The 24,077-nt window shown below is 62.6% G+C and carries 24 protein-coding genes and 1 pseudogene; 8 read left to right on the forward strand and 17 right to left on the reverse strand.

Features of this window, described 5'->3' with window-relative positions:
- Window positions 1-48: 48 nt before the first annotated feature.
- Window positions 49-1,416 (forward strand): MFS transporter, encoded by a 1,368-nt coding sequence (locus tag SB772_RS28515; protein ID WP_410836641.1) that lies wholly within the window; start codon window positions 49-51, stop codon window positions 1,414-1,416.
- Between the two features lie 71 nt (window positions 1,417-1,487).
- Here SB772_RS28515 and ltaE read toward each other — a convergent pair whose 3' ends face one another.
- Both ltaE and SB772_RS28525 read right to left on the reverse strand, forming a co-directional pair.
- Window positions 1,488-2,495: a low-specificity L-threonine aldolase gene (gene ltaE, locus SB772_RS28520; protein ID WP_410836642.1), complete on the reverse strand. Its 1,008-nt coding sequence runs from the start codon at window positions 2,493-2,495 to the stop codon at window positions 1,488-1,490.
- A gap of 182 nt (window positions 2,496-2,677) precedes the next feature.
- Window positions 2,678-3,445, reverse strand: a complete 768-nt coding sequence (locus SB772_RS28525) for a peptidoglycan DD-metalloendopeptidase family protein (RefSeq protein WP_410836517.1) — start codon at window positions 3,443-3,445, stop codon at window positions 2,678-2,680.
- 400 nt (window positions 3,446-3,845) lie between these two features.
- Here SB772_RS28525 and SB772_RS28530 point away from each other — a divergent pair, with 400 nt between their 5' ends.
- Window positions 3,846-4,166: a hypothetical protein gene (locus tag SB772_RS28530; protein WP_410836518.1), complete on the forward strand. Its 321-nt coding sequence runs from the start codon at window positions 3,846-3,848 to the stop codon at window positions 4,164-4,166.
- 182 nt (window positions 4,167-4,348) lie between these two features.
- Here the strand turns inward: SB772_RS28530 and SB772_RS28535 are convergent, their stop codons facing one another.
- The 5 genes from SB772_RS28535 to SB772_RS28555 all read right to left on the reverse strand — a co-directional run bounded on the left by SB772_RS28535 (window position 4,349) and on the right by SB772_RS28555 (window position 8,301).
- Window positions 4,349-4,666: a DUF4148 domain-containing protein gene (locus SB772_RS28535; RefSeq protein WP_410836519.1), complete on the reverse strand. Its 318-nt coding sequence runs from the start codon at window positions 4,664-4,666 to the stop codon at window positions 4,349-4,351.
- A gap of 263 nt (window positions 4,667-4,929) precedes the next feature.
- Window positions 4,930-6,339, reverse strand: a complete 1,410-nt coding sequence (gndA, locus tag SB772_RS28540; protein WP_410836520.1) for an NADP-dependent phosphogluconate dehydrogenase — start codon at window positions 6,337-6,339, stop codon at window positions 4,930-4,932.
- Between the two features lie 182 nt (window positions 6,340-6,521).
- Window positions 6,522-7,163 (reverse strand): DUF938 domain-containing protein, encoded by a 642-nt coding sequence (locus SB772_RS28545; protein ID WP_410836521.1) that lies wholly within the window; start codon window positions 7,161-7,163, stop codon window positions 6,522-6,524.
- Window positions 7,156-8,046, reverse strand: a complete 891-nt coding sequence (locus SB772_RS28550) for an NAD-dependent protein deacetylase (protein WP_410836522.1) — start codon at window positions 8,044-8,046, stop codon at window positions 7,156-7,158. The genes SB772_RS28545 and SB772_RS28550 overlap by 8 nt, the downstream gene beginning before the upstream one ends.
- Before the next feature lie 51 nt (window positions 8,047-8,097).
- Window positions 8,098-8,301: an oxidoreductase-like domain-containing protein gene (locus tag SB772_RS28555; protein ID WP_410836523.1), complete on the reverse strand. Its 204-nt coding sequence runs from the start codon at window positions 8,299-8,301 to the stop codon at window positions 8,098-8,100.
- Between the two features lie 198 nt (window positions 8,302-8,499).
- Between SB772_RS28555 and SB772_RS28560 the strand changes: the two genes are divergently transcribed.
- Complete coding sequence (locus tag SB772_RS28560; RefSeq protein ID WP_410836524.1) at window positions 8,500-9,366, forward strand: polysaccharide deacetylase family protein; 867 nt, start codon at window positions 8,500-8,502, stop codon at window positions 9,364-9,366.
- Between the two features lie 177 nt (window positions 9,367-9,543).
- On the opposite strand, the gene SB772_RS28565 is transcribed toward SB772_RS28560, so the two are convergent.
- The 3 genes from SB772_RS28565 to SB772_RS28575 all read right to left on the reverse strand — a co-directional run bounded on the left by SB772_RS28565 (window position 9,544) and on the right by SB772_RS28575 (window position 13,315).
- Window positions 9,544-10,566 (reverse strand): hypothetical protein, encoded by a 1,023-nt coding sequence (locus SB772_RS28565; protein WP_410836525.1) that lies wholly within the window; start codon window positions 10,564-10,566, stop codon window positions 9,544-9,546.
- A gap of 1,073 nt (window positions 10,567-11,639) precedes the next feature.
- The gene (gene mctP / locus SB772_RS28570; RefSeq protein WP_410836526.1) at window positions 11,640-13,121 is read right to left on the reverse strand and encodes a monocarboxylate uptake permease MctP; all 1,482 of its coding nucleotides are present in this window, start codon (window positions 13,119-13,121) and stop codon (window positions 11,640-11,642) included.
- Entirely contained in the window at window positions 13,118-13,315 is a 198-nt protein-coding gene (locus SB772_RS28575) for a DUF3311 domain-containing protein (protein WP_007177944.1), read from the reverse strand. Before SB772_RS28575 ends, mctP begins: the two co-directional genes overlap by 4 nt.
- A gap of 306 nt (window positions 13,316-13,621) precedes the next feature.
- Between SB772_RS28575 and SB772_RS28580 the strand changes: the two genes are divergently transcribed.
- From SB772_RS28580 to SB772_RS28590, 3 genes are all read left to right on the forward strand, one after another.
- The gene (locus SB772_RS28580) at window positions 13,622-15,043 is read left to right on the forward strand and encodes a cache domain-containing protein (protein ID WP_410836527.1); all 1,422 of its coding nucleotides are present in this window, start codon (window positions 13,622-13,624) and stop codon (window positions 15,041-15,043) included.
- Window positions 15,040-15,687, forward strand: a complete 648-nt coding sequence (locus SB772_RS28585) for a response regulator (protein ID WP_410836528.1) — start codon at window positions 15,040-15,042, stop codon at window positions 15,685-15,687. Before SB772_RS28580 ends, SB772_RS28585 begins: the two co-directional genes overlap by 4 nt.
- Window positions 15,688-15,759: 72 nt before the next feature.
- Window positions 15,760-16,302, forward strand: coding sequence for a hypothetical protein (locus tag SB772_RS28590; protein ID WP_410836529.1), 543 nt, complete (start codon window positions 15,760-15,762; stop codon window positions 16,300-16,302).
- Between the two features lie 47 nt (window positions 16,303-16,349).
- Here SB772_RS28590 and SB772_RS28595 read toward each other — a convergent pair whose 3' ends face one another.
- From SB772_RS28595 to SB772_RS28605, 3 genes are all read right to left on the reverse strand, one after another.
- Window positions 16,350-16,835, reverse strand: a complete 486-nt coding sequence (locus SB772_RS28595; RefSeq protein ID WP_410836530.1) for a hypothetical protein — start codon at window positions 16,833-16,835, stop codon at window positions 16,350-16,352.
- Window positions 16,836-16,857: 22 nt separating this feature from the next.
- Window positions 16,858-17,676 carry an H-NS family nucleoid-associated regulatory protein gene (locus tag SB772_RS28600; RefSeq protein WP_410836531.1) on the reverse strand — a complete coding sequence of 273 codons (819 nt, stop codon included), beginning with the start codon at window positions 17,674-17,676 and terminating at the stop codon, window positions 16,858-16,860.
- Window positions 17,677-17,856: 180 nt separating this feature from the next.
- The gene (locus SB772_RS28605; protein WP_410836532.1) at window positions 17,857-18,195 is read right to left on the reverse strand and encodes a hypothetical protein; all 339 of its coding nucleotides are present in this window, start codon (window positions 18,193-18,195) and stop codon (window positions 17,857-17,859) included.
- Between the two features lie 370 nt (window positions 18,196-18,565).
- Here SB772_RS28605 and SB772_RS28610 point away from each other — a divergent pair, with 370 nt between their 5' ends.
- Both SB772_RS28610 and SB772_RS28615 read left to right on the forward strand, forming a co-directional pair.
- Window positions 18,566-18,880 (forward strand): hypothetical protein, encoded by a 315-nt coding sequence (locus SB772_RS28610; protein ID WP_410836533.1) that lies wholly within the window; start codon window positions 18,566-18,568, stop codon window positions 18,878-18,880.
- Between the two features lie 53 nt (window positions 18,881-18,933).
- Window positions 18,934-19,179 carry a hypothetical protein gene (locus SB772_RS28615; RefSeq protein ID WP_410836534.1) on the forward strand — a complete coding sequence of 82 codons (246 nt, stop codon included), beginning with the start codon at window positions 18,934-18,936 and terminating at the stop codon, window positions 19,177-19,179.
- Window positions 19,180-19,206: 27 nt separating this feature from the next.
- Here SB772_RS28615 and SB772_RS28620 read toward each other — a convergent pair.
- The 4 genes and pseudogenes from SB772_RS28620 to SB772_RS28635 form a co-directional block, all read right to left on the reverse strand.
- Window positions 19,207-20,472: pseudogene (locus SB772_RS28620) on the reverse strand (DUF6765 family protein).
- Window positions 20,473-20,657: 185 nt separating this feature from the next.
- Window positions 20,658-21,008, reverse strand: a complete 351-nt coding sequence (locus tag SB772_RS28625) for an FKBP-type peptidyl-prolyl cis-trans isomerase (protein ID WP_410836643.1) — start codon at window positions 21,006-21,008, stop codon at window positions 20,658-20,660.
- A gap of 282 nt (window positions 21,009-21,290) precedes the next feature.
- The gene (locus SB772_RS28630) at window positions 21,291-22,145 is read right to left on the reverse strand and encodes a carbon-nitrogen hydrolase family protein (RefSeq protein ID WP_410836535.1); all 855 of its coding nucleotides are present in this window, start codon (window positions 22,143-22,145) and stop codon (window positions 21,291-21,293) included.
- Window positions 22,146-22,470: 325 nt separating this feature from the next.
- Window positions 22,471-23,775: a hypothetical protein gene (locus SB772_RS28635; RefSeq protein WP_410836536.1), complete on the reverse strand. Its 1,305-nt coding sequence runs from the start codon at window positions 23,773-23,775 to the stop codon at window positions 22,471-22,473.
- Between the last annotated feature and the right edge of the window lie 302 nt (window positions 23,776-24,077).

Raw genomic sequence — 24,077 nt, forward strand, 5'->3', positions numbered from 1 at the left:
GACAAATCCAACGCCAATTCCGCTCACACTTACCCGGCGGACGGCCCGATGTCCGCAGCGAACCGCCGCGCGATGGCCGCGATCATGCTGGCCGTCGCGCTCGCCACGCTCGACACCGCGATCGCCAACACCGCCCTGCCCGCCATCGCCGCCGATCTGCACGCCGCACCCGCCGCGTCGGTATGGGTCATCAACGCGTACCAGCTTGCGATGGTCGCGACGCTGCTGCCGCTCGCCGCGCTCGGCGACATCGTCGGGCATCGGCGCATTTATATCGGCGGCATTGCACTGTTCACGCTGGCGTCGCTGGCCTGTTCGCTCGCTTCGACGTTGCCGCAACTGGCCGCCGCGCGCGTACTGCAAGGGCTCGGCGCGAGCGCGATCATGAGCGTGAACACCGCGCTGATCCGTTTTCTCTATCCGCCGCATCGGCTCGGCCGCGGCCTGGGCACCAACGCGCTGATCGTCGGCGTGTCGTTCGCGGTCGGGCCGACGGTGGCGTCGCTGATTCTGTCGGTGGCGGCATGGCCGTGGCTATTCGCGATCAACGTGCCGCTCGGTCTGCTGGCGCTCGCCTTCGCATGGCCGGCGTTGCCGCACACCGGGCGCGGCACGCACAACTTCGACCCGGTCGCCGCGCTGCTCAACGTGATCACTTTCGCGGCGCTGATCTTCGCGCTCGGCGAGGCCGCCCAGCGGGCTCCGGCGCAACAGGTGCTGAGCGCCGCGGCGGTTGCCGTCGGGTTCGGGCTGCTGCTGATCCGGCGTGAAGCGGGACACCCGGCGCCGATGCTACCCGTCGACCTGTTCAAGCGGCCGGTATTCGCGTTGTCGGCGGTGACCGCCGTGTGCTCGTTCGCCGCGCAAGGGTTGGCGTTCGTGTCGCTGCCGTTCTACTTCGAAGATGTGCTGCATCGCAGCCAGGTCGAGACCGGCTTTCTGATGACGCCGTGGCCGGTGGTGGTGGCATTGGCCGCGCCGCTGGCAGGCAGGCTGTCCGACCGCTATCCGGCGGGCTTGCTCGGCGCGATCGGCCTCGCGGTGATGTCGGTGGGAATGGCGTCGCTCGCGTTGTTGCCGGCGCATCCGCACGTGCTCGATATCGGCTTCCGAATGGCGGTGTGCGGCGCGGGCTTCGGCTTCTTTCAGTCGCCGAATCTCAAAGCGTTGATGGCGAGTGCGCCGCCCGAGCGCAGCGGCGGCGCCAGCGGCATTGTCGCGACCGCGCGGCTGCTCGGGCAAACCACCGGCGCGGCGCTGGTCGCGCTGAGCTTCGGCATCGCGGGCCGGCACGGGCCGACGCTCGCGCTAGGCGCCGGGGCTTTCTTCGCCGGCGCAGCGAGCCTTGCGAGCGGGCTGCGGCTTCTGGCGCCGTCTCACCGGACCGGCATGCCCGCAAAAGCGACGGCGAAATGAACAAAGCGGGCGCACTGCCGTGACAGTGCGCCCGCTTTTTGCTGCTTCAGTGCTTCAAATGCGTCGCCGCTTCAATGCGCGGCGAAATACCCCTTCACTGCCGCGATAAACGTATCGATATCGGCACGCGACACATCCTTATGCGTGACGAATCGCGACGCGTACAGCATCTGCGTAAGAATGCCACGCTCCTTGAGCCACGCTTCGAGCCGCACGCAATGCTGCTGCGGAAACTGCGCGAACACCATGTTGGTCGCCACGGACTGCACCTCGACCTGCCCGATGTCGGCGAGGCCGGAAGCCAGATGCGCGGCGTTCGCGTGATCGTCGGCGAGACGCTCGACATTGTGATCGAGTGCATACAGGCAAGCAGCCGCCAGCACGCCCGCCTGGCGCATGCCGCCGCCCAGCACCTTGCGCCAGCGATGCGCCACGTCGATCAGCGCCTGGCTGCCGACCAGCACCGAGCCGACCGGTGCGCCCAGGCCCTTCGAAAAGCAGATGGATACGGAATCGAACGGCCCGCACAGCGCCCCGACCGGCTGCCCGGACGCGACCGCCGCGTTGTAGACGCGCGCGCCGTCGAGGTGAGCCGACAGCCCGTGCTGGCGCGCCAGTTGCACGGCTTGCGCGACATAACCCGCCGGCAGCACCTTGCCGCCGATGGTGTTTTCCAGCGCAAGCAGCCGCGTGCGCGCGAAATGGTTGTCGATCGGCTTGATCGCGGCGGCAATCCTGTCGAGCGGAATCGAACCGTCGGCGGCGTTGTCGAGCGGCTGCGGCTGAATGCTGCCGAGCACCGCGGCACCGCCGCCTTCGTACTTATAGGTATGCGCCAGCTGGCCGACGATATATTCGTCGCCGCGCGCGCAGTGCGCCATCAGCGCGGCCAGGTTGCTTTGCGTGCCGCTCGGGAAGAACAGGCCGGCCTCTTTGCCGGCACGCTCGGCGACGCTCGCTTGCAGACGCAGCACGGTCGGGTCGTCGCCCCAGACGTCGTCGCCCACTTCGGCGGCCGACATGGCGGCGAGCATGGCCGGCGTCGGACGGGTTACGGTATCGCTGCGCAAATCGATCATCGTGAGAATCCTCTGTTTGACGGCCCGCCACGGCGGGTCGGCGGGCCGCTTCGCATGCTTCATCTGGCGGGCGCGGCTCCGGTTGTCGAACCACACAGTGTATTTCAATTACCGCAGCGCCGTGAATCGCGCCCAAAACCTGCGCACGCCGTCTCCGCTTGCTCCCGGCCAGGGCACGGAACTCAGCCGCCGGACTTGGGCAACCAGCCAAGCGGATCGACCGGTTGGCCATTCTGGCGCACTTCGAACTGGATCGACGCCACACCCCGGCTATCCACGCCGACTTCGCCGATGGTCTGGCCTTGCGCGACGGCGTCGCCTTCCTTGACGAGCAGCGTGCTGTTTTGCCCGTAGGCGGTAATCAGTGAATCGTCGTGCTTGATGATGATCAGCGGCCCGTACGCCTCGATACCGGAGCCCGCGTACACCACCCGGCCGGTGGCGGCCGCCTTGACCGGATCGCCGGGATGTCCGCCGATTACGATGCCGTTCGACCTGCCCGGCGCGAAGCCTTTGAGCACCGGCCCGCGCAACGGCCACAGCAACACGCCCTGCTGCGGAGCGGCGGCGGCAGGCGCGCCAGCGGGGCCGTTCGCGCCGGCCACGTTGACCGGTGGCGTCACCACGCTGCCGGAGGCCATCGGCGGCGCAACGCGCAGCACCTGCCCTGGGTTGACGGCCGCGGTGTTCGGCGCCAGACCGTTCCATGTCGCGAGGTCCTGCGGCCGACGGCCGAACGCCGAAGCGATCCCGGCGAGCGTGTCACCCGGATTGACGCGATAGAAACCGGCCGGCACGGGGACCGTGCCGAGGGTGGTCGGCCGGCTCGGCGTACTGTTATAGAATGGCGTGCTTTCCCACGGCATCGTCGTGCAGCCGCCGAGCACGACGCCAAACGTGGCCGCGATCAGAAACCGCGTCCCCGTGAATTGTTGCCATTGTCTTGTCATGTGATGATCCTCGACACGTTGATTCAATTGATCTGCCAGCGTGCGCGGCAAAGCGCAGCTGTCGTGTTCAACCGAAGCGGCAACACTCATTATGCCCGCCGCGCGCGCCCGTACCGGCACCGCCGCGAATGATCTTCGTAGTGATTTGACGGTTGACGAGCACGGCACAGCCTTCCCGCTCTCCATCCGGCATACAGGCCAGCCGGGGCAGCGCACCCGCATGTTTCGGCTGGCCCCATTATATGACTCGCAGCGGCGCTCTCAGCGGGTCGCACTGCCGCCCGAAAACCGCGCCGCGCTATTCGTATGACTGATTGAATCCTTTGAGGCCTCGCCTATACTCAGTCATGCTGCCGCAACGTGCCGTACGCAAAACGCTCTGATCTGTGAGGAGTCGGGGATGAACAAAGCCACCTTTCTGGCCGTGCAACTCAACGTCGACGATGTCGCGGCGTCGCCCGGGCTGGTCGAGTTGCTGAACACCCATCTGGTTTTCGCGGTGGACGTGGCCGAAGCCGCCGACGCGCTGGTGCAGCTCGCCAGCATCGCGGGCCTGTCGAGCGGTGTCGAGGCGAGCGTCGAGATTCCCGCCGTGGCGATCGAGCGGCTGCGCGAGGCGCTCGACAATTTGAGCGGTTACGATGAATCCTGGCTGCTCGCGCTCGAACCGAGCCGCGCGCTGTTCGACGATATCGGCCACCGGCATCGCACCTTGCATTAGGCCGCATCCGCACTGGCGCGCCGCGACCTGCAACGGCGCGGCGCGCAGGAGCAAGCGGTGTCGAACCGGCAGAATGCGCTCAGGCGAGCCGCACACGACAAAACGCCGACCGGAAGCGGTCGGCGTTTTTTATTGCGCACCACCTGTTCGCCACGCGACGCTTGCATCAGCTTCGACGCAAATTAGTTGCCGAAGTAAACCGATTGACGGTCGTTGCCGCTGATCGGGCGGCCAGCTTGCGAGCTGCCGGCGATCGGTGCGCCGTAGCCACTATTCACGGCTTGAGCAGTACCGTTCTGTGCGTCGACACGTGCTTGTGCGGCCTGAAGGTTGGCCGGATAGTCGATGCGATCGCCATTCGGGTTGTAGCCGGCCTTTTCGAGTTGCACCAGTTCAGCGCGAACTTGAGCGCGCGTCACGGGCTGATTCGATTGGGCAAACGAAGCAACAGGAGCGGCCAGAGCGGCGGCAACAACAACTGCGGAAATAAACGTCTTCATGATTAACCTCCAAAACTTGTTTTGAATTCGCTTCGGGACCCATGTCTCGTAGCGCTTAAGAACAAGTTTAGGAGCGTCGACATCTAGGGGAAACCCCTGAAACGACTAAACTCTATTTCGCTTTTCGCAACAGTTGGTAGACCATTGTGTCCGCATGCTATTTGAATAATAGCTTTCAGCAATAATTGCCAGCCCCGATTTCAATCGCTGCCGCAACCCGGCACGCCTTATGGCAAGCGCGCGACGGGCCGCGGTTCAAACGCCTAGCTCCAGTTCGCGTGGAAGCTGCCCGGCTTGTCGATACGCTCGAACGTATGCGCGCCGAAGAAATCGCGCTGTGCTTGCACCAGGTTCGCCGGCAGGCGTTCCGAACGATAAGCGTCGAAATACGCAATGGCCGAGGCAAAAGCCGGCACCGGCACGCCCGCATCGATCGCGGCGATTACCACGTCGCGCAACGCCGACTGGTAATTCGCCGCGATGTCGCGGAAGTATGGGTCGAGCAGCAGATTGGCGATCGCTTTGTCTTTCGTATAAGCGTCCGTGATCTTTTGCAGGAAGCGGGCGCGGATGATACAGCCGGCGCGGAAAATCTTCGCGATCGTGCCGAAGTCGAGATCCCACTTATATTCCTCCGACGCCGCCCGTAGCTGCGCGAAGCCCTGCGCGTACGAAATCACCTTGCTGAAGTACAGCGCGCGGCGCACCGACTCGATGAACGCTTCACGCTCGGTGCCGAGCGGCTTCGCCCGCGGTCCTTCGAGTACCTTGCTCGCGGCCACGCGTTGAGTCTTCAGCGACGACAGCACGCGCGCGAACACGGCTTCGGTAATCAGCGGCAGCGGCGCGCCGAGATCGAGCGCGTTCTGGCTGGTCCACTTGCCGGTGCCCTTTTGTGCGGCGCGATCGAGAATCACGTCGACCAGATCCTTGTCGGTTTCCTCGTCTTTCTTGCCGAAAATCTTCGAGGTGATTTCGATCAGGTAGCTGTCGAGTTCGCCCTGATTCCATTCGGTGTAGACCTTGCCCAGCTCTTCATTCGACAGACCCGCCACCTGCTTGAGCACCGCATAGCTCTCGGCGATCAGCTGCATGTCGCCGTATTCGATGCCGTTGTGCACCATCTTCACGAAGTGGCCCGCGCCGTCCGGTCCCATGTAGGCGACGCACGGCTCGCCGTCCGGCGCCTTCGCGGCGATTTCGGTGAGGATCGGTGCGACCAGATCATAGGCGTCACGCTGACCGCCCGGCATGATCGACGGGCCTTTGAGCGCGCCCTCTTCGCCGCCCGACACGCCCGTGCCGATGAAGTGCAGACCGGCTTTCGCCAGTTCCTGATTGCGGCGGATGGTGTCGGTGAAGTGCGTATTGCCGCCGTCGATCAGGATGTCGCCCTTGTCCAGCAAAGGCTTGAGCGAGGCGATGGTGGCGTCGGTCGGCTCGCCTGCCTTGACCATCAGCAGAATGCGGCGCGGCTTTTCCAGCGACTCCACGAAAGCTTCCAGCGTGAAGGCCGGCACCAGCTTCTTGTCCGGATATTCGGCGATGAGTTCGTCGGTTTTCTCGCGGCTACGGTTGAACACCGACACCGCGTGGCCGCGGCTCTCGATGTTGAGCGCCAGATTGCGGCCCATGACCGCTAGCCCCACCACGCCGATTGCCTGTTTGCCCATGTGAATTCTCCAGAGTCCAAAAAATGTCGGGACGTCGCGCCGGAACGATCGTCGGCGGGACATCGAGGGTGAAAGGATAAAAGAAATGCCGGCTTGCCGCTTGGTGGCGGGCAGCGAATGGGGCTTTCCACTGCGTGCCGCTCACTAAGCTTGCGTATGGTTCGCATCCAGCCGAACGCTTGTCAGACTCGCACTGCGCCGTGCCGTTTCCTGAATACCAGGCTGAAATTGTTGGCCGGCATCGCGATCGGCTCGTCGCACAGCAAACCGACCGATTCGCCTAACGCTACCACGGCTTCCATATCGCGCACCCCCCATGCGGGATCGCGGCTGCGCAATTGCTGATCGAACGCATCGTTGCTCGGCGACGTATGCGCGCCGCCGCGCTTGTAAGGACCGTACAGATACAGTACACCGCCATCGGCGAGCCGGCGGCTCGCGCCGGCAAACAGCGCTTGCGCCGCAGTCCATGGCGAGATGTGAATCATGTTGATACAGACTACTGCGTCGAGCGTACCGGGCGCGCCGGTGCCCCAATCGGGCTGATGCACGTCGAGCGCGAGCGGCGCGCGCACGTTTTCGAGCCCGGCATGCGCGGTCCACGCGGCGATCGAAGCCCGCGCGTCGGCATCGAGATCGCTCGGTTGCCAGTCGAGGCCGGGCAACGCACCGGCGAAGCAGATTGCGTGCTGGCCGGTGCCGCTGGCGATTTCCAGCACGCGGCCGGCGGCCGGCAACACCGCGCGCAATACCGCGAGGATCGGTTCGCGATTGCGTTCGGCGGACGGCGAGTGTTGCCGCAGCGCGGGATGGAAATCAGTCATGTTCAGCTTCAGTCAAACGGCCCGCCAGCGCGGTCAACGTCTCCGCGCAAGGCGCGGCAATTTTCAGCGACAGCAGCGGATCGGCCCGCGTGCGCCCAAGATTGATCGCGACGACCGGCTTGCCCTGCTTCTGCGCCCACACGCAGAAGCGATAGCCCGAATAAACCATCAACGACGAACCGACCACCAGCACAGCGTCCGCCGCATCGAGCGCATGCGAAGCGGCTTCGACGCGCTCGCGCGGCACGTTTTCGCCGAAGAACACCACCGACGGCTTCAATAAACCACCGCAATTCGAGCACGCCGGAATGCGGAACGCCGCAAGATCGTGCCATTCCAGATGCGCATCGCCATCGGCGGCGGTTTCGGCGGCGACGTTCAGCAAGGCGGGATTCTCGGCTTCGAGCGTCTGCTGGATCGATGCGCGCGCGTGCTGCGTTCCGCAGTCGAGACACGTCACGCCGTTGATCCCGCCGTGCAATTCGATCACCTCGCGGCTGCCCGCGCACTGATGTAAACCGTCGACGTTCTGCGTGATCAGCGTCGGCACATGACCGGCCGCTTCGAGCCGTGCAAGCGCGGTATGCGCGGCGTTCGGCCGCGCATCGGCGACCACCGGCCAGCCGACCATGCTGCGCGCCCAGTAGCGCTGGCGCATCGCGACGGTGCCGAGGAATTCCTGCAACGTGATCGGCGGCGAGCGCTTCCATTCGCCGTTGTCGTCGCGATAGCCGGGAATGCCGGAGTCGGTGCTGATGCCCGCGCCGGTCAGCACGAACAGACGCGGATAACGCTGCACGAAGCTGTGCAGGTCACCCAGGGTATGGGAGTCGACTTGCGATTCGCTGAAGGGTTCGACGCGAGCGGGCTGAAGGTCGGTCATGACGGAGACGTTTGGGATGGCTGCGGCCTTGACATGAAGCGTAAGCGCCGTTCAGCGGCGTGCGCGCGGCTTGCTCCGCCGCCCCTGTTGCGCATGCCGCGCTTGCCATTGCGCGAGCGCGGCCTGATAGCGATCGAGTGCGTCGTCGTAAAGATCGAAGACGCAGGGAAAGCAGCCGCTATGACAACAATCGTCGAGATCGGGCTGCACGGGCGGCACCGGCTTCGGGTCGTCCTTGGGCGTGGCGCGGGGCACGGCGAATGGCTTCCGGATGGCGGGAAGCGTTCAGTATACGGTGATCTTCCGCGCCGCGTGCGGCGACGCCTGGCGACGGCCCGCGAGCACGACGCACGGCGCAACAATGGTATCGTTTGCCGTTGTGCGCGATGCGCGCGAAGCAAGGCCTTCCCTGGACGGGGGAAGGAAGACTGGAAGCACCCGGAAGCACCGTTAATGACCGAACTCTCCTCGCCACCACGCCACGCGGCTGGCGCCGCAGCCACGCCGCGCCGCCGCTGGCCGCGCACCGGCTATCCCGCGATGCTGACCGCCACCGCCGCATGGCACGTCGCCGTACTGGCCGGCTGGCTGCTCGTGCCGTCCGCGTGGCCGTGGTGGCTCGCCGCGATCTTCGCGAATCACGCCATTTTCACGGTGGCAGGCCTGTTGCCGCGCACCTCGCTGCTGGGCCCGAACTGGACGCGGCTGCCCGCCGGCGCACGCAATGCCGACGCCATCGCACTGACCATCGACGACGGCCCCGACCCGGAGGTCACGCCGCAAGTACTCGATCTGCTCGACGCCTACGGCGTGCGCGCCACGTTCTTCTGCATCGGCGCGAAGGCGCAGCGCTATCCGCAGCTGGTGCGCGAGATCGTCGCGCGCGGCCATGCGCTCGAAAACCATTCGCAGGTCCACGTGCACACCTTTTCGGTGACGTTTCCGGGCGCGCTCACGCGCGAGATCGACGCCGCGCAGCGTACCTTCGAAGAACTGAGCGGCGAGCGGCCCATGTTCTTCCGCGCGCCGGCGGGTCTGCGCAACCTCTTTCTCGAACCCGTGTTGCAGACGCTCGATTTGCGACTCGCGGCATGGACGCGGCGCGGCTTCGATACCCGCGAGCGCGATCCGCAAGTCGTCGCCGAGCGGTTGCTCGACGGCCTCGCCGCGCGCGATATCCTGCTGCTGCACGACGGCAATGCCGCTCTCACCGTCGAGGGCAAACCGGTGATACTCGCGGTCCTGCCGCGTGTGATCGACGCGGCGCGCCGCCAGCAATTGCGTTTCGTGACGCTGCGCGAAGCGCGTACCGACGCCTGAACACAGCATTTGCGTCTGCGTCCCGCCGCCCGGCACGCTGCGAACCGCGCAAAAACCACCGCTACACGCGAAAATCCGCCGCCATATCTTCGTCGGTGCGAGCCTGCAGTACACCGCTGCGGCAGGCCTTCATGAACAATTCGTAATCGCTCTCCACCTGGTCCGCATATCGGCTTTTTACCATCGATATCCCAGGCCGGCAAAAATCACATCCGAATCCCGGTCATAGCGGGTGACGACCCGATTCCATTCGATCCGCCCGTCCCAATGGTCCGTCAAGCGATATGAACCCGCGATCGTGACGAGGCCGGAGAACTTCCCGGCGCCCGGCCCTGGCGTGAGACTGCCCTCATATTCGTTGATCGCGTAGTACGTGCCGACGCCGAGCGCCAGCGTGACCTTGTCGTTAAGAAACGCGCGGGTTGCCCACAACTGGCTGGTGAAACCGTCGCGCCGCGCCACCTTGCTGCTGCCTTCGTGAAGATAGCCGACCGTGACGTCGAGGTACTTCGCGAGGCCGCGCCGGTACTCGATCGCGCCGCCTAGCGCGGTTGGCGAGCTGGTCGAGTTGATGATGGTTTCGCCGGCATACACCGCCACTTCGTTATTCGTGACCTTGTGCGTGCTGCCGCTGGCCCAATCGCGCGGACCGGGCGAGTTCGGCGCATCGAGTTGATAGCCGACGCCGAACATCACGCTCGTCGCGTCCGGCCCGCGTTGCACATGCACGCGGTTCAACTGAAGTTGCGTGATCCATTGGTTCGATGCGTAATATGCAGCGCGCACGCTGTAGACCACGCCCCAGCCGTGGGTATCCGAATAGCTTCCGCCTTGCACGGCCGTCGTCGTATCGAAGTAGCGGTATGGGCCGATGCCCGCTTGCAGGACGAACTGCGGGTTTCCTACTGGAATACGGCCCCATAGCTGGATCATCTGGCCATCGCGGTGATGGTTTGGGATGTGGCCTTCGTTGAGCCACGTGAAGCTGGCGGCGAAGTACTGGCCCAGGCCTTCCTGATAGTTGATGGCCCAGGTGTAGGTGTTCGTGTTGCCGGCGCGCGAGCCGCCGCCGAACAGGGAGAACTCCTGAGCGTGGCCCGCGGTCGATGCGAGCAGGAGGCATAGACCGGCAATGCAGGGAGCGGCCTTGACTGCCGGCTTGTGCTTGTTGTTGCCTGGAACAGGTTTCAGATTCAGCATGCGGTGGCACCTCCGGATCTGTCGTTTCAGGCGAGTGTTGTGCGCTCACCGCTCTGTACGTTAGCGGCATTCTGGCCTGGGATGGGGTCGGCGTCGATACCCTTTGTTAGGCTGGGGCCGCCGTGCGGCGGATGGTTTTTTGTTTTGCTTTGGTGTTTTTTGTTCTGTTTGGTTTGTGCAGTGCGTGTTGTTTGTGCGCCTGCGGCGGTGTCTTTTCTTGTTCTTTTTGTGCCTGCGCGGCGCTTTGGTTGTTGTGCCTGCGGTGGTGGCCTTTCCTTGTTTTCTTTTTGGTCTATTAGCGTTCCCCCTGTGCGGGGGGGCACCTACTTTTCTTTGCCGGCCGCAAAGAAAAGTAGGCAAAAGAAAGCGGCTCAAACCGCTAATTCTTAAGCGGGTCCCCTGGCTTGGAGGAGGCAGTGGAGCATCTGGAATCGGTGTTCTCGCACACTATGCCCTGGTGACAAGGCAGTCATTCTTCCGGCGGCGCTGCGCGCGCCGCAGCGGTACTTCTCAAAACCGAAGGGAATGACGCGTCTTCCGTGTCGTTCTTCCCGCCTCGCACTGCGTGCTCGCCGGGACAGTCTGCAAGTGAAACCAATGGCTTGTTTGTGGGCGGAGTGGGACCGTTGGCTTCGCCTCAGCGAAACGCTGAATTGCGCCGACGATTTGGAAATGCCACCGCGGCGTGCGCGACCAGCGCAAGGCAAATCGCGCTTACGCGTGTTATGGCAAGCCACCGAGTCGAGCGAACTACGCGCGCCAGACTCGGCGGACGGTTTGATGAAGTACCGCCACGGCGCGCGCAGCGCCGCCGGAAGAATGACTGCCTTGTCACCAGGGCATAATGTGCGAGAACACCGATTCCAGATGCTCCACTGCCTCCTCCAAGCCAGGGGACCCGCTTAAGAATTAGCGGTTTGAGCCGCTTTCTTTTGCCTACTTTTCTTTGCGGCCGGCAAAGAAAAGTAGGTGCCCCCCCGCACAGGGGGAACGCTAATAGACCAATAACAAAGCAAGGAAAGGCCACCACCGCAGGCACACAGACATAAGCCCCGCACAGGAACAAAAAAACCTCAACTCATAACAACAACTCTCCGAGGAGACAACACCGAGACACCGAAACTAACAACAACATTAGCCGCAAGCGCAATCAACCCGATATAAACCGGATAGACAGCGTCGCCAAAATGCATGGCAAACACCGGCTTGAGCCCTTGCGAAACAGCCATCCCGGTCCCAATGACAATCCCGACAAGCCACCCCAAGAACAACCCCGGCGTGTTCAACCGCCGCGTATAGAGAGAAAAAACAATAGCCGGAAAGATCTGCAAAATCCAAACCCCACCCAGCAACTGCAAATCAATCGCATACTGCGTAGGCAAAAACACAATAAACAACAGCGCGCCAAACTTGACGACCAGAGAAACAATCTTCGCAGTAGAAGCTTCCGCGGCAGGCGTGATATCCGGCGAGACGAGAGGACGCCACAAATTCCGCGTGAAAAGATTGGCCGCCCCAATCGACATGATCGCGGCGGGCACCAGCGCGCTAATCGCAATCGCAGCAGCCGCAAAGCCGACGAACCACGATGGGAACAGCGTGTTGAACAGCGCGGGCACCATGTCGGACGCCGACTTCACGTGCACGCCGGCCGCAATCGCCATATACCCAAGCAACGCAATCAGCCCGAGCAACAAAGTATAAGCCGGCAAGAAAATCGCATTCTTACGCACCGTGCTCACGGAGGAAGACGACAACACCGCCGTCATCGTGTGCGGATACATGAACGCGGCCAGCGCCGAGCCCAAGGCAAGCGATGCATACGCTGTAAATTGCGCCGGCTTCAGGATGATGCCCGTCGCGCCACCCTTGGCCTTGAAATATGTATCGGCCGCATCGAACACGTGCGCGTAACCGCCAAGCTTCGACGGAATCAGCCACACCGCCGCGATTACGACGATGTAGATCATGATGTCCTTCACGAACGCGATCATCGCCGGCGCCCGCAAGCCGCTGGCGTACGTGTACAACGCAAGAATCACGAAGGCGACGATTAACGGCATTTCGCCGCTCACACCCAAGCCCTTGATCACGACCTGCATGCCCACCAGTTGCAGCGCGATATACGGCATCGTCGCGACAATGCCGGTCAGCGCAACCGCGGCCGGGAACCATTTGCCGCCATATTCGCCCTGCACGTAGTCTGCCGCCGTGATGTGGTCCTTCTCCTTCGCGACTTTCCACAGCCTCGGCATCACCGCGAACACGAACGGGTAGACGATGATCGTGTACGGCAATGCGAAGAACCCGTACGCACCCACCGAGTACACCAGCGCGGGCACCGCGATCACGGTATAGGCGGTATAGAAGTCGCCGCCCACGAGGAACCATGAAATCACCGTGCCGAACTGGCGGCCGCCAAGACCCCATTCATGCAACTGCGTGAGATCACCCCGCTTCCAGCGCGCGGCAAAAAAACCGATCACGGTGACGAGAACAAAGAACGCGATAAAGACGGTCATCGCAACCGGATTCACAGGATTCAGATCGCTCATTTGACACCTCGGTACACGACGTAAATCAGCAGCGAGGTCAACGGCACCCACAGGAACTGATACCAGTAGAAGAACGGAAAGCCCGCAAACGAAGGACGCGTGTCGTTATAGAACGGCAGCCACAACAGTGCGATGTACGGAATCAGCAAGATAAGCCATAGCCATGAACGGCCGGCCGGTTGGGAGGTCTCCACGAACTTCTCCTAAGTTTATTATCGAAACCGCGTGACATGACTTGTGATCCGGCACGCGGACAACCGGTTACCTGCTATCAGGCGGAAAAACCGGAGTTTGAAACGAGGTTCATGTGTCTCCTGCTGATTTTATAAATATGCCGGGCCAGCCCGGATTCGCGACTGCGGGCAAGAAGGCGTGCCGCGCCCGAAAGGCGCGGTACGCCGTGGGGATGTAGTATTCGCCTTCGTGAGCGTCCTCACAAGCGCGCAACTACGTAAGCCGGCTACGCAATACTACGTAGCCCATCGGCCGTCTTTTCAACGATGAAACTCAAAGCGAAGATCTTCCTGCTGGCTATCGTGCCCTTTCTGGCCGCCATCGCGAGCATCGAAATCGGCGTGCGCCACGAGGCCACGGCGCTCGCCGAAACGCAGCACGCCACGACGCAGGCAGCGTACATGGCCAGCAAGGAAATCGAACTCAAGCATTACGTCGAACTCGCCACCACCGCGATCGCGCCGCTCTACGACGCCGGACGCGACAACGCGCGCGACGATGCGATGCTGCGCACCCGCGCGCTCGACATCCTGGAGAAAATGGACTTCGGCCAGGACGGCTACTTCTTCGTCTACGACATGCATGGCCGTTCGCTGATGCATCCGCGTGAGCCCGATCTGGTCGGACGCGATCTGTGGGCGCTGCGCGATCCGCAAGGCACGCCGACGATTCAACAACTGCTCGCCGCCGCCTCGCGCGGCGGCGGCTATGTGCGTTACGTCTGGCATCGTCCGTCGACGGGCAAGCTCGCGTCGAAACTCGGCTATGTTGTACCGCTCGAACGATGGGGCTGGATGCTCGGCACCGGCATCTATCTGGACGACGTGGATACGACGCTCGCGCACATCGACCAGCGCGCGGCGGCGAACATCGATCGCACGATGAAGTGGATCGATGCGATCGCACTGGCCGGACTCGCCGTGATCGCCTTATGCGCGCTGGTGCTCAACGTCACCGAATACCGCAGCGCCGACGCGAAATTGAAGCGGCTCGCGCAGCAGGTGGTCGAGTCGCAGGAACACGAACGCGCGCGACTCTCGCGCGAACTGCACGACGGCATCAGTCAGATGATGGTGTCGGCCAAGCTGCTGCTCGAATCGGCGCTGGCGCGCTTCGAACGCAGCGAGACGCGCGTGCCCGCGGCGGAAGCCGCGCTCTCGACCAGTCTCGCACGGCTCGGCGACACGCTGCGCGAAGTGCGCCGCATTTCCCACGCGCTACGTCCGTCGATGCTCGACGACCTCGGCGTAGCGGCCGCGCTGGAACAACTTACGCGAGAACTGGGCGACGAGTCGGGTATCGCGATCGGCTTCACGCAGATCACGCACACGAACGCCGCGGCTTTGCCGGAAGCGGTCAACACCGCGCTGTTCCGCATTGCGCAGGAAACGCTGACGAATATCGTGCGGCACGCGCAGGCATCGAACGCGGCGCTGTCGCTGGAAGTATCGAACGACGCCGTCACGCTGTCGATCTCCGACAACGGGCGCGGTTTCGACGTGGCGCACGCGTTCGTCGGGCCACGCGCCGGTGTCGGACTGCGCAATATGCGCGAGCGGCTGGACGCGCTGGGCGGCAAGCTGTCGCTCAGCTCGCAAACCGGCCATACGATCGTGACCGCGCGCGTACCGTTGCCGTTGGGAACACACGCGCCTCATTTGCCGGCCTTGCAGGAAAACCGAACATGAACGACACCTCATCCGCCATCGCACGTCTCATCCTGATCGACGATCATCCGCTCGTGCGCGACGGCCTGCGAGCCCGGCTCGAAGCGGTGCGCAACATCGAGATCGTCGGCGAAGCGGGCAATGCGCAGGAAGCGCTCGCGCTCGCGGCCAGCCACGAACCTCATCTGGTGCTGATGGATGTCGGGATGAACGGCATGAACGGCATCGCGCTAGCCGGCATGTTTCATGAGCGCTTCCCGGCGATTCGCGTGCTGATGCTGTCGATGCACGACAACCTCGAATACGTGACCCAGGCGGTGCGCGCGGGCGCCAGTGGCTACGTGCTGAAGGACTCGCCCGCGACCGAGATCATCCAGGCGATCGGCGCGGTGCTCGAAGGCAAGACGTTTTTCAGCGCGGGGCTGGGCGCGCGCCTGATTCAGGCGTCGGCGACGCAATCGCCGATTGAACGGCTCACCCCGCGCGAACGCGATATCCTCGATGCACTCGCGGAAGGTCTATCGAGCAAACAGATCGCTCAACGCAACGACCTGTCCGTGCGCACCGTCGAGACACACCGGCTGAATCTGAAGCGCAAGCTCGATATCGAAGGCCAGGCCGAGTTGATCAAGTTCGCCGTCGAGAATCGACGCAAGGGCCGGTGAGGTCATGATCGAAGGCGGCTGCGCCGCTTTCAACCCGCGGAGCAAGCGCGCCCAAAAACCGGAGACGAAAGAATGAAACATCCGATCCGTCGCACGCTGGCAAGTCTGCTGATCTGCGTGCTCACTTGCCAGGCCCACGCGGAAGACGCACGTGCCAATCGCGGCCACGATCCTTTCTTCCAGATTTCCAGGGCGATCAGCGGATGCCCGGTGCCTTTGGGTCCGCTCGAAACCGAACGGGAATGGTTGGACGACAGTCATTACCGGATCGAGCGCGGCAACAGCTGCTGGGTGGAAGGCCGTTGCCGTTTGTCGAACGCGTACCTCTACGACGTCGAAATCGCCGAGGCTGTCCAGCGGCGTCTGGCCAACATCAACTTCGCGACCCATTGGCGCGAACAGTCGACGCTGTGGCTCACGCTGCAACGTCGCTTCATTTACGTGCAAGGCTGCGTTGCACCCGGGTTCGACAAGCAGACGTTCCTGACCGAACTCGCAAAAACCGCGGACGTCGAGCGCGTCATCGACGACACGACGCCCAACCCGCATGCCGCGCAATTACCCTATAAAACCCTGGCGGATCCGGACAAACCGGTGATCGATCCCGGCAATTAATCGGGCGATGCAATCACGCGAGAAAGATACGGTAACGATGAATGGTGCTACCGGACCAGCGAGAACGCTTCCCGGCTGGCAATCTCACCCGCGCCAAATACGCCGATCACCGTGTAGTCCGAGGCCACGCATTCGAACGTCGAGTCCTGAAAAGTGATCACGAAATGGCGCCGCCTGGGTCCTGGAGAGGTGACGGCCGAAATCTCCGCGGACAGCGATGAATTCGTCACTTCGTGAACCGAATACGCATTCAAACCTTGTGATGCAAGCGGATGAATGTCGAGATCGTCGCCGCCGGGTGGCCCGAGCCGATGAAAGACCGCGTCCGGAAATAGCACCGCGCAGAACGGGTCGTCGTCGGAATCGAATGGGCCGAACCGTTCGAAGTCGGATTCCGCAATCGGATACGACACAATCACTCGCCGGTCGCTGGCGACAATGAACGGCTCGGCGGCATCGGCTGCCGGATGAGGAACAGCGTCCAGCAGGACGATCTGGTCTTCCTGCTGGTTTGAGTCGAGCGTGCTAGTCATCTACTTCGCTACTCCGTTGCACTCACGCGCTCGCTTGCACCGCCGACGTTGCCGGCGCCGCCGTCGTGGCCGTTACGCCGGCTTTGCCTTTACTCCCTGCCTTGCGGCCTGGCGCTTTTCCTGCCGCCGTCCGGTTCGTTGCGGTCTTCTTTGCAGCAGGCTTTGCGGCGCCTTTCTTTGCCGCTACTTTTTTGGCCGCAGTACGGGTTTTCTTCGGCGCCGTTTTAGAAACCGCGGTCTTTTTCGCCGCCACTCCTTTTCTGGCTGCCGTCTTCTTGCTGACCGTGCCGCCGGTCGCCGCTGCGGCGCTGTCGATCAGGAACCTGCTGCGGTCTTTGACTGCCGCGAGCCATGCCGGCGCAGGACCACGTCCACTCCAGGTGGCGCCGGTTTTCGGGTTGAGGTACTTCGGCGGCTGTGCGCCTTTAGGTTGTCCTTTGCGGCCGGCAGCGGCGGGCGTGACCGCAGCTTTGGCCACGGACTTCGGTTCGCTTGCGCCCTCAATCAGAAATTGAGTCCGGTCTTTCACGCCGGCAATCCAGCCCGGTGCTCGCCCGTGACCGGTCCACGTCGCGCCGGTTTTGTCGTCGCGATACTTGGCCACCTTCTTGACGTTTGCACTGGCGACGGCTTTTGCCTTGCCATTCGCAGCACGGCCATGCAAGGCATTCGCCGCGCGTTTCGCCTTGGCCTTTGCTTCGATATCCGCAGTAGTCAGACCATGCTTCATCATCAGTTCACGAATCTGGTCGACCGCGAGTTGTGCTTTCCTGGCGATAAGGACGTCAGCTTGCGCCTGGAGTTTCTTAAGCTTGGCCTGGATTTGCTCTAACGTGGGCATTTGATTGCTCCTTATGTGGTAATCGACCGAACTATGCCACGATTGGCGCGAGAAAGGCAGATCCAATTCAACTCCAAAGAGAGCGATTTGATGTAATGATGCTTCCAGCGGAGTGCGAATCTTTCAAAGCCACTGCTCAATAGCCGCAATCTTTTGCCTTTCCATGTACTGGCCAACCGCTTACGTCGGCGTAAAAACAACGACCTGGCGGTCGGCAATGTACCTCACGCTGCGCATGAACCGGTACTGCTGGTCGTCCGCGGTTATCCGGTTCAACCCCAACTGCGTCAACGCCAGCATTTCGTCTGCCTGAAAGGCGGCCACTACGCCGTGATCCGTCAAATCTTCAAATGCACCGGACGGATTGCCGACATAAACGCTGCGCACATTTATGCCGATGCGCATCAGAACCACACTTTCGCCTTCGTCGAGCGCCAGTTCGAGGTAGCCGGCCAGCGTCCGTAACGACTCCGGCGTGCAAGTCTGGGTTCGATAAATCGCAGCGTTCGTCGGCGTCATGTTTGTTTCCCCGTCGTACCTATCAAGAGAAGCCCGGCTACTGTGCATTGCGGCAATAGTCGCTTCTACTATAGGCAAGCATCCGGAGATTCAAAACCTGTCCGGCTATTTTTTTGTCGTGCGAGTGCAATTGCGCGCCTGTCGGCGTTTAGAAGGCGAACCTGATGACCGGGCTTTGCCGTTACCGGGATTTGGGCCAGGCACGGCTTTAATCCTGGCCCAAATCCCGGTAACGACGCGTTACCAATCTCGCAGAGCTGTTTCACCTGTGTCCGCATTGCCCTCCTACACTCCGAACCGTACCCAGAAGCAAATCAGCGGCAAACCAGTAACCGGCGCAGTAACAGCCGAACGTGCAAGGAGAAGGGAAATGAACAGGAAGATCGTTGGCACAGCACTTGGTCTGGCAATTCTGGCGGCATCGTCGGTGGCGTCGGCGCACGTGAATGTGGGCATCGGAGTCGGACTTCCGGTTGCCGTTTATGCACCGCCCCCGCCCGTTTATGTTGCACCGCCGGTTGCTTACGGACCGGCTCCGGTACCGGTCGCGTATGGCGGCTACGGCGACGGCGATTGGAGAGCCCGCGAGTGGCGCGAGCGTCGCGAATGGCGCGAACACGAATGGCGCCGCGAACAATGGCGCGAGCATGAAGGGCATGAGCGCGGCCGCTGGGGCGGCTATTGAAATGACGCCCAAATGCGCCATCTTCGAAAAACTCGACAGCACGGTACATTCAGATGAAAGCTAGCCTTATCAAGGCCGCCCTCATGACGGTCGCACTGACCTTCGCCGCCTCGGCCACTATCGGCACGGCGAATGCTGCCGGCTGCGTCAAGGGCGCCGTCGTGGGCGGGGTCGCGGGGCATTATGCCGGGCATCACGCGGTAGTGGGCGCGGTAGGCGGGTGCCTGGTGGGAAGACACATGGCCAGGAAACATGCGGAAGAACAGGCTGCCCAGCGTCAGGCAGTCCGGGCGGAATAACCAGGCAGGCCGGTGCTTATTGCCGGCTTATTCCAACCTTGGAGTCGGCTCATCTACGCGATCCGCAGTCCATGAGCCGGCAGGATTTCCTGCGTCGTTACGAAACGGTGCCCTTCCAGGAACCCAAACGTTGGCCACATAATCCGGAATGGACTCGCGCAAGCCGGGAATGGCGCCGACTTTTACCGCATCGCAAATGGATTGCAAGCGCTTGTTGTCGTCCGTGTTCCGATTGGTAGCGAGCAGTTCGGTGAGCGCCTCTTTCACGTTGTCCGGCATGCCGGGCTGAAATTCGAAATCTGCCCGTCCCGCAACATAAGCGCGAACCGCGCGGCAAGTCATCTCCGCCGCTTGCACGAACTCCGGCAGATTGTGCCTTTCGACGCGCACGCCTCTGCCATCGATGTAATTCCATATCGCCCACGGCTGGTCGGGAAAGTGCAATGCGGCGCCGTGGCCGACTGGCAGCGCGGCCGTCAGTACATCGGACTCGATTTGATCGATCAGATGGCGCGTGGCGCGGGTAAGGTGCGCAAGCCAGTTTTCCGGCGTTCAATCCTCGGCCTCCAGCAGATGGATCCGGTTCATCCGGCTTTCGATACCGGCGAACCCTTGATGCGCCCAGGTATCGACGTAGGTATGAAGCGTCACACCCAACCGATGCAACGCCGTATCGGCTCCTTTCTGCCGGATCGCCCGCCGAACGGTCTCGCGCGCGATCGCACTATCCGCCCGGCACACCGCTCTATCTTCCAGGGTTGCTCCTTCACCGGCAGGCAGAAAATGGAAGGGCGTCCACACCAGCCTATTCTGGTCGTTCTCGGTGTTGGAATAGTCGAACAGCTTGTGCGCGGTGGCAAAACGTTCAAAGGTCTCGCCGCCTGAGAAGCGTAGTATTCCGTGGGTCGTCGCGTCGTCGACATACTGGCACGCGTGTGCCACCGTGAGCGCTTCGCAGGCCGTCATTCCGCCGATGCGAGCGACGATATAGACGACCCCATAATGAAAGTCGATGTTCATGGCAGGCGCTCCTGACGTGCGGCGAATGGCGGCGGGTCTTCTCGAATGCGCGAAGCGGTTCTTGCCACGTTCGCACATGAGTAGAAAGTAAACGACCGGGAACAGCCGGACTTGAAAAAAAGACCTCTTCCACTCGTTCCTTGAAGACCTGCCGTGCCGCGGCGCGCGCGGAGGCATTTCGTCACTGTCGACATAGTTCGCGCTGCCGGTTTCGCGAAGCTGGAGACGCAGAAGCTGAATCCGGGTTGTCGTTAGTACTGTTTGGCGAGTCATCTATGCTTTGTCTAATTGGCAAGCCACTCGCAATGCAAGCGGGCCTCCTTTTATCGCATTACTCTCCAACTCCGCTCTTCATTCATCGCAGACAAAATGCTGTGGGCACATCCAATGCTCCTAAAAGAAAAAGCCCCGCCTCGGTGTCCGAAGAAGGGCTTGATCCTAACGAAGCTGACGCCGCGTTACTTGACGATGCCGACCAGTTCGACTTCAAACGTCAGATCGCTGTTCGGCGGAATCGGCCCGGCGCCGCGCTCACCGTAGGCAGTAGCCGCCGGGCAAGTCAGCTTGGCCTTGCCGCCGACCTTCATTTTTTGCACGCCTTGCGTCCAGCAAGGAATCACTCGTCCGAGCGGAAAGGTTGCCGGACCGCCATGCTTCGCGGAACTGTCGAACTCCGTGCCATTGGCGAGCGTGCCGCGGTAGTTGACCTTCACGACATCGTCAGCTGTCGGCTGGGCACCCGTGCCCTGCGTAATATGCTGAACGACGACGCCGGACGGGAGCGTTTCGGTAGTGGGTGCAGCGGCCATCGCCGTTGAAGAAAGAACAGCCGCGGCGACCAGAGCGACAATAGATTTCAAAGCGAGTCTCCAAGTGGGTAGTGCGCATCATTGTAGCGGATAGCATGCTGCGGATCGGCTCGCGACCAACGCGTTAAATCTGGCTGCGGTGGCCGTCGCATCCATGCGGGCTTCGCGGTGGTCACTATGCTCCCGACCGCGGGCACGGTGGCGTTGCTGTGGGCCGTGCCCGCGCGGCAACGCGATACGGTGGGCGCGGCGCAGCATTGAAATAGAAACGCGCCCGTGAATCTAGTCCAGACGACGCACCGCGTAGACACCCGATCTCTCGTCACCGCGCGCGTTAAAATCCGCGAGCACCGTCTCACGCTCGCGGACGTCGGCTAGAACCGCTGGATCGATTAGCGCTGTAATTACCTCTGCGCAATCACGGCTTGCCTCCGTCACCACATCGCCATATGGGTTCCAGATTGCGCTTGCGCCGCACGTCTCCCAGCCGCCCGTCGTGCCGACGTGATTCGACATCAGCACATACATGGTGTTGTCAAAAGCACGCGCGGGAAACCAGATGCGCGACTGGTGGTAGCCGGTCTTCACGCTGAAGAGCGCACTCAGCAGATAAGCGTGGGCACCGTTTGTTGCCGCAAGGCGCGCGTGTTCCGGAAAACCCGAGTCGTAGCAGATGCCGAGCGCGAGCCGCCAGCCGTCGATCTCCAGCATGGCGCCCTGCGTGCCCGGCCGATAAATCCGCGTCTCGCCGCTGTAGAGGTATTGCTTGTGATACGGCTCGATGAACTCACCAGAACGGCTGAACACCAGCGAAGAAATATAAAGACCGTCAACACTACGCGTCGCTGCGCCGACCACTACCGCGATTTCGCGCTGGCGGCAGATCTCACGAATCGGATCGAGCCGCGCATCGTGTGCGTCGAACGCATATTTCGTGGGGTCGCCGGCAATCAGGTCGGGCTCGTAGCCGCTCAGGAATTTCTCCGGAAACACCACCAGTTTCGCGCCACGATCAGCGGCGAGGCCGGTTAGTTCGACCGTTCTGGCTATGTTTGCCGATACGTCGCCGGATACCGGCTGCGCTTGCGCCGCCGAGATGCGAACGCGTTTTGGCGGTGGTACGCGTGAGGATGACAATGCTGCCGGGGAGATAGTTTTTTTGGTGGAGCAGGAGCGGTGAATCCAGGTTGAGCGGCGAGGGTTGCCTGAGCGCTTTGCAGGGTGATGGTTGGGAAGCGCGAGGTCGTGAGTAATCCCCTCGACGAGATTGCCTTTGGTTCGAAGGCCTATCTGTCGAGGGGATTTTTTGTGGCTTGTTTTTTGTGCTTTTTGTGCCTTTTTGTTGGGTACGGGTGCGTGACAAAGAACGGCCGTCCTGGTGTCCGCTCACGTCTCCAAAGCGAGGGCGTCTGTGCGAAAGGCCGTTTCGCCGACCGCCGCGCACTGAACGAAATTCGCCGCGTCAGTGCCCGTGACCACCGCCGTTTCCCTGGCCGCCGTTGCCCTGCCCGCCGCTGCCGTGACCGCCGCTGCCCTGGCCGCCGTTGCCCTGACCACCGCTGCCGTGCCCGCCGTTACCCTGACCACCGCTGCCCTGACCGCCGCTGCCCTGGCCGCCGTTGCCCTGACCACCGCTGCCGTGCCCGCCGTTACCCTGACCACCGCTGCCCTGGCCGCCGTTGCCCTGACCACCGCTGCCGTGACCGCCGTTACCCTGACCGCCGCTGCCGTGACCGCCGTTACCCTGACCGCCGCTGCCCTGGCCGCCGTTGCCCTGACCACCGCTACCGTGACCGCCGTTACCCTGACCGCCGCTGCCGTGACCGCCGTTACCCTGACCGCCGTTACCCTGACCGCCGTTGCCCTGACCGCCGCTGCCGTGCCCGCCGCTGCCCTGACCGCCGCTGCCCTGACCGCCGCTGCCCTGGCCGCCGCTGCCCTGGCCACCGCTGCCCTGACCGCCGCTGCCCTGACCGCCGCTGCCCTGGCCGCCGCTGCCCTGACCACCGCTGCCCTGGCCACCGCTGCCGTGACCGCCGCTGCCGTGACCGCCGTCGCCCTGGCCGCCGTTGCCCTGGCCGCCCGTACCTGTCCCACCCGTACCTGTCCCGCCCGTACCTGTCCCGCCCGTACCTGTCCCGCCCGTACCTGTCCCGCCCGTACCTGTCCCACCCGCACCTGTCCCGCCCGTACCGGATCCACCTGTGCCACCGGCACCCGTAGCTGTTCCACCTGTGCCACCAGCACCCGTCCCACCCTTGCCTGTTCCGCCTGCGTCACCGGCGCCCGCCCCCCCGGTGCTCGCGCCACCGCCGCCAGTAGCAGTACCACCACCAGCCGCCCCCGCCACCCCATTGCCACTGCGGCCACTACTGGAACTCCCCGCCCCAAACCCTCCCGGCCCCGACGCCGTCCCATTGCTGGCACCGCCATCGCCCGAGCTATCCGACGAAGCCCCGTTCCCCTTGCCGCTCCCGTTGCCGTTCTGCGAACCGGCCGCCGATGTCGAGCCAATAGCCGCAATCATCCCGGTCCCGCCAACCGCCACCAAACCGTCGTATTCGCGCTTGCAACCAATCGTGTCGACTATCGGGCAATCGGCCGGCAAAGTTTGCGCCAGCGTCAGCCTCGCCGAGTCGGCCGACGGCGCGACAGGTGTCGCCGGATTGGTTTGAGCACCAGCCATCGCAGCATACAGACTCACGGCAACAGCCAGGACCGCCTTGCATGTCCCTAGTGCCCTTGTTTCCCCGTTGTACTTTTTCATTTCAGTCTCCTAACCATATTGCAAAGTCAGATTCATATAACCAGCGAATCTCTGTTCACCATCGAAAATGAAACGTCAAAACCTGTTCACCAGTGCTTCGCACCACTCGAAAATCGCGTAGCGCCCGGCATCTTTCTCGCGGAAAATCCCGGTCCGATTTGATATGCCCCGAGAGAAACCGTTGGCTGTGCGCGAACAAAGTCGTGGAAAGATCACAGCAGGACTTGATGGAAGTTCACGTTATGCGGAGCTCAACTCATCGACCGTTCGCTACCCCACGCAAAGCGATATCACCGGCCTTT

Origin of the sequence: Paraburkholderia sp. SIMBA_030, from assembly GCF_046535245.1 — a bacterium.
In the GTDB taxonomy this organism is placed as follows: Bacteria; Pseudomonadota; Gammaproteobacteria; order Burkholderiales; family Burkholderiaceae; genus Paraburkholderia.

Coding starts and splice junctions, on each gene's coding strand:
- SB772_RS28515 (WP_410836641.1), top strand. CDS start 49: ATGTCCGCAGCGAACCGCCGCGCGATGGCCGCGATCATGCTGGCCGTC.
- ltaE (WP_410836642.1), bottom strand. CDS start 2,495: ATGATCGATTTGCGCAGCGATACCGTAACCCGTCCGACGCCGGCCATG.
- SB772_RS28525 (WP_410836517.1), bottom strand. CDS start 3,445: ATGACAAGACAATGGCAACAATTCACGGGGACGCGGTTTCTGATCGCG.
- SB772_RS28530 (WP_410836518.1), top strand. CDS start 3,846: ATGAACAAAGCCACCTTTCTGGCCGTGCAACTCAACGTCGACGATGTC.
- SB772_RS28535 (WP_410836519.1), bottom strand. CDS start 4,666: ATGAAGACGTTTATTTCCGCAGTTGTTGTTGCCGCCGCTCTGGCCGCT.
- gndA (WP_410836520.1), bottom strand. CDS start 6,339: ATGGGCAAACAGGCAATCGGCGTGGTGGGGCTAGCGGTCATGGGCCGC.
- SB772_RS28545 (WP_410836521.1), bottom strand. CDS start 7,163: ATGACTGATTTCCATCCCGCGCTGCGGCAACACTCGCCGTCCGCCGAA.
- SB772_RS28550 (WP_410836522.1), bottom strand. CDS start 8,046: ATGACCGACCTTCAGCCCGCTCGCGTCGAACCCTTCAGCGAATCGCAA.
- SB772_RS28560 (WP_410836524.1), top strand. CDS start 8,500: ATGACCGAACTCTCCTCGCCACCACGCCACGCGGCTGGCGCCGCAGCC.
- SB772_RS28565 (WP_410836525.1), bottom strand. CDS start 10,566: ATGCTGAATCTGAAACCTGTTCCAGGCAACAACAAGCACAAGCCGGCA.
- mctP (WP_410836526.1), bottom strand. CDS start 13,121: ATGAGCGATCTGAATCCTGTGAATCCGGTTGCGATGACCGTCTTTATC.
- SB772_RS28580 (WP_410836527.1), top strand. CDS start 13,622: ATGAAACTCAAAGCGAAGATCTTCCTGCTGGCTATCGTGCCCTTTCTG.
- SB772_RS28585 (WP_410836528.1), top strand. CDS start 15,040: ATGAACGACACCTCATCCGCCATCGCACGTCTCATCCTGATCGACGAT.
- SB772_RS28590 (WP_410836529.1), top strand. CDS start 15,760: ATGAAACATCCGATCCGTCGCACGCTGGCAAGTCTGCTGATCTGCGTG.
- SB772_RS28595 (WP_410836530.1), bottom strand. CDS start 16,835: ATGACTAGCACGCTCGACTCAAACCAGCAGGAAGACCAGATCGTCCTG.
- SB772_RS28600 (WP_410836531.1), bottom strand. CDS start 17,676: ATGCCCACGTTAGAGCAAATCCAGGCCAAGCTTAAGAAACTCCAGGCG.
- SB772_RS28605 (WP_410836532.1), bottom strand. CDS start 18,195: ATGACGCCGACGAACGCTGCGATTTATCGAACCCAGACTTGCACGCCG.
- SB772_RS28610 (WP_410836533.1), top strand. CDS start 18,566: ATGAACAGGAAGATCGTTGGCACAGCACTTGGTCTGGCAATTCTGGCG.
- SB772_RS28615 (WP_410836534.1), top strand. CDS start 18,934: ATGAAAGCTAGCCTTATCAAGGCCGCCCTCATGACGGTCGCACTGACC.
- SB772_RS28625 (WP_410836643.1), bottom strand. CDS start 21,008: ATGGCCGCTGCACCCACTACCGAAACGCTCCCGTCCGGCGTCGTCGTT.
- SB772_RS28635 (WP_410836536.1), bottom strand. CDS start 23,775: ATGAAAAAGTACAACGGGGAAACAAGGGCACTAGGGACATGCAAGGCG.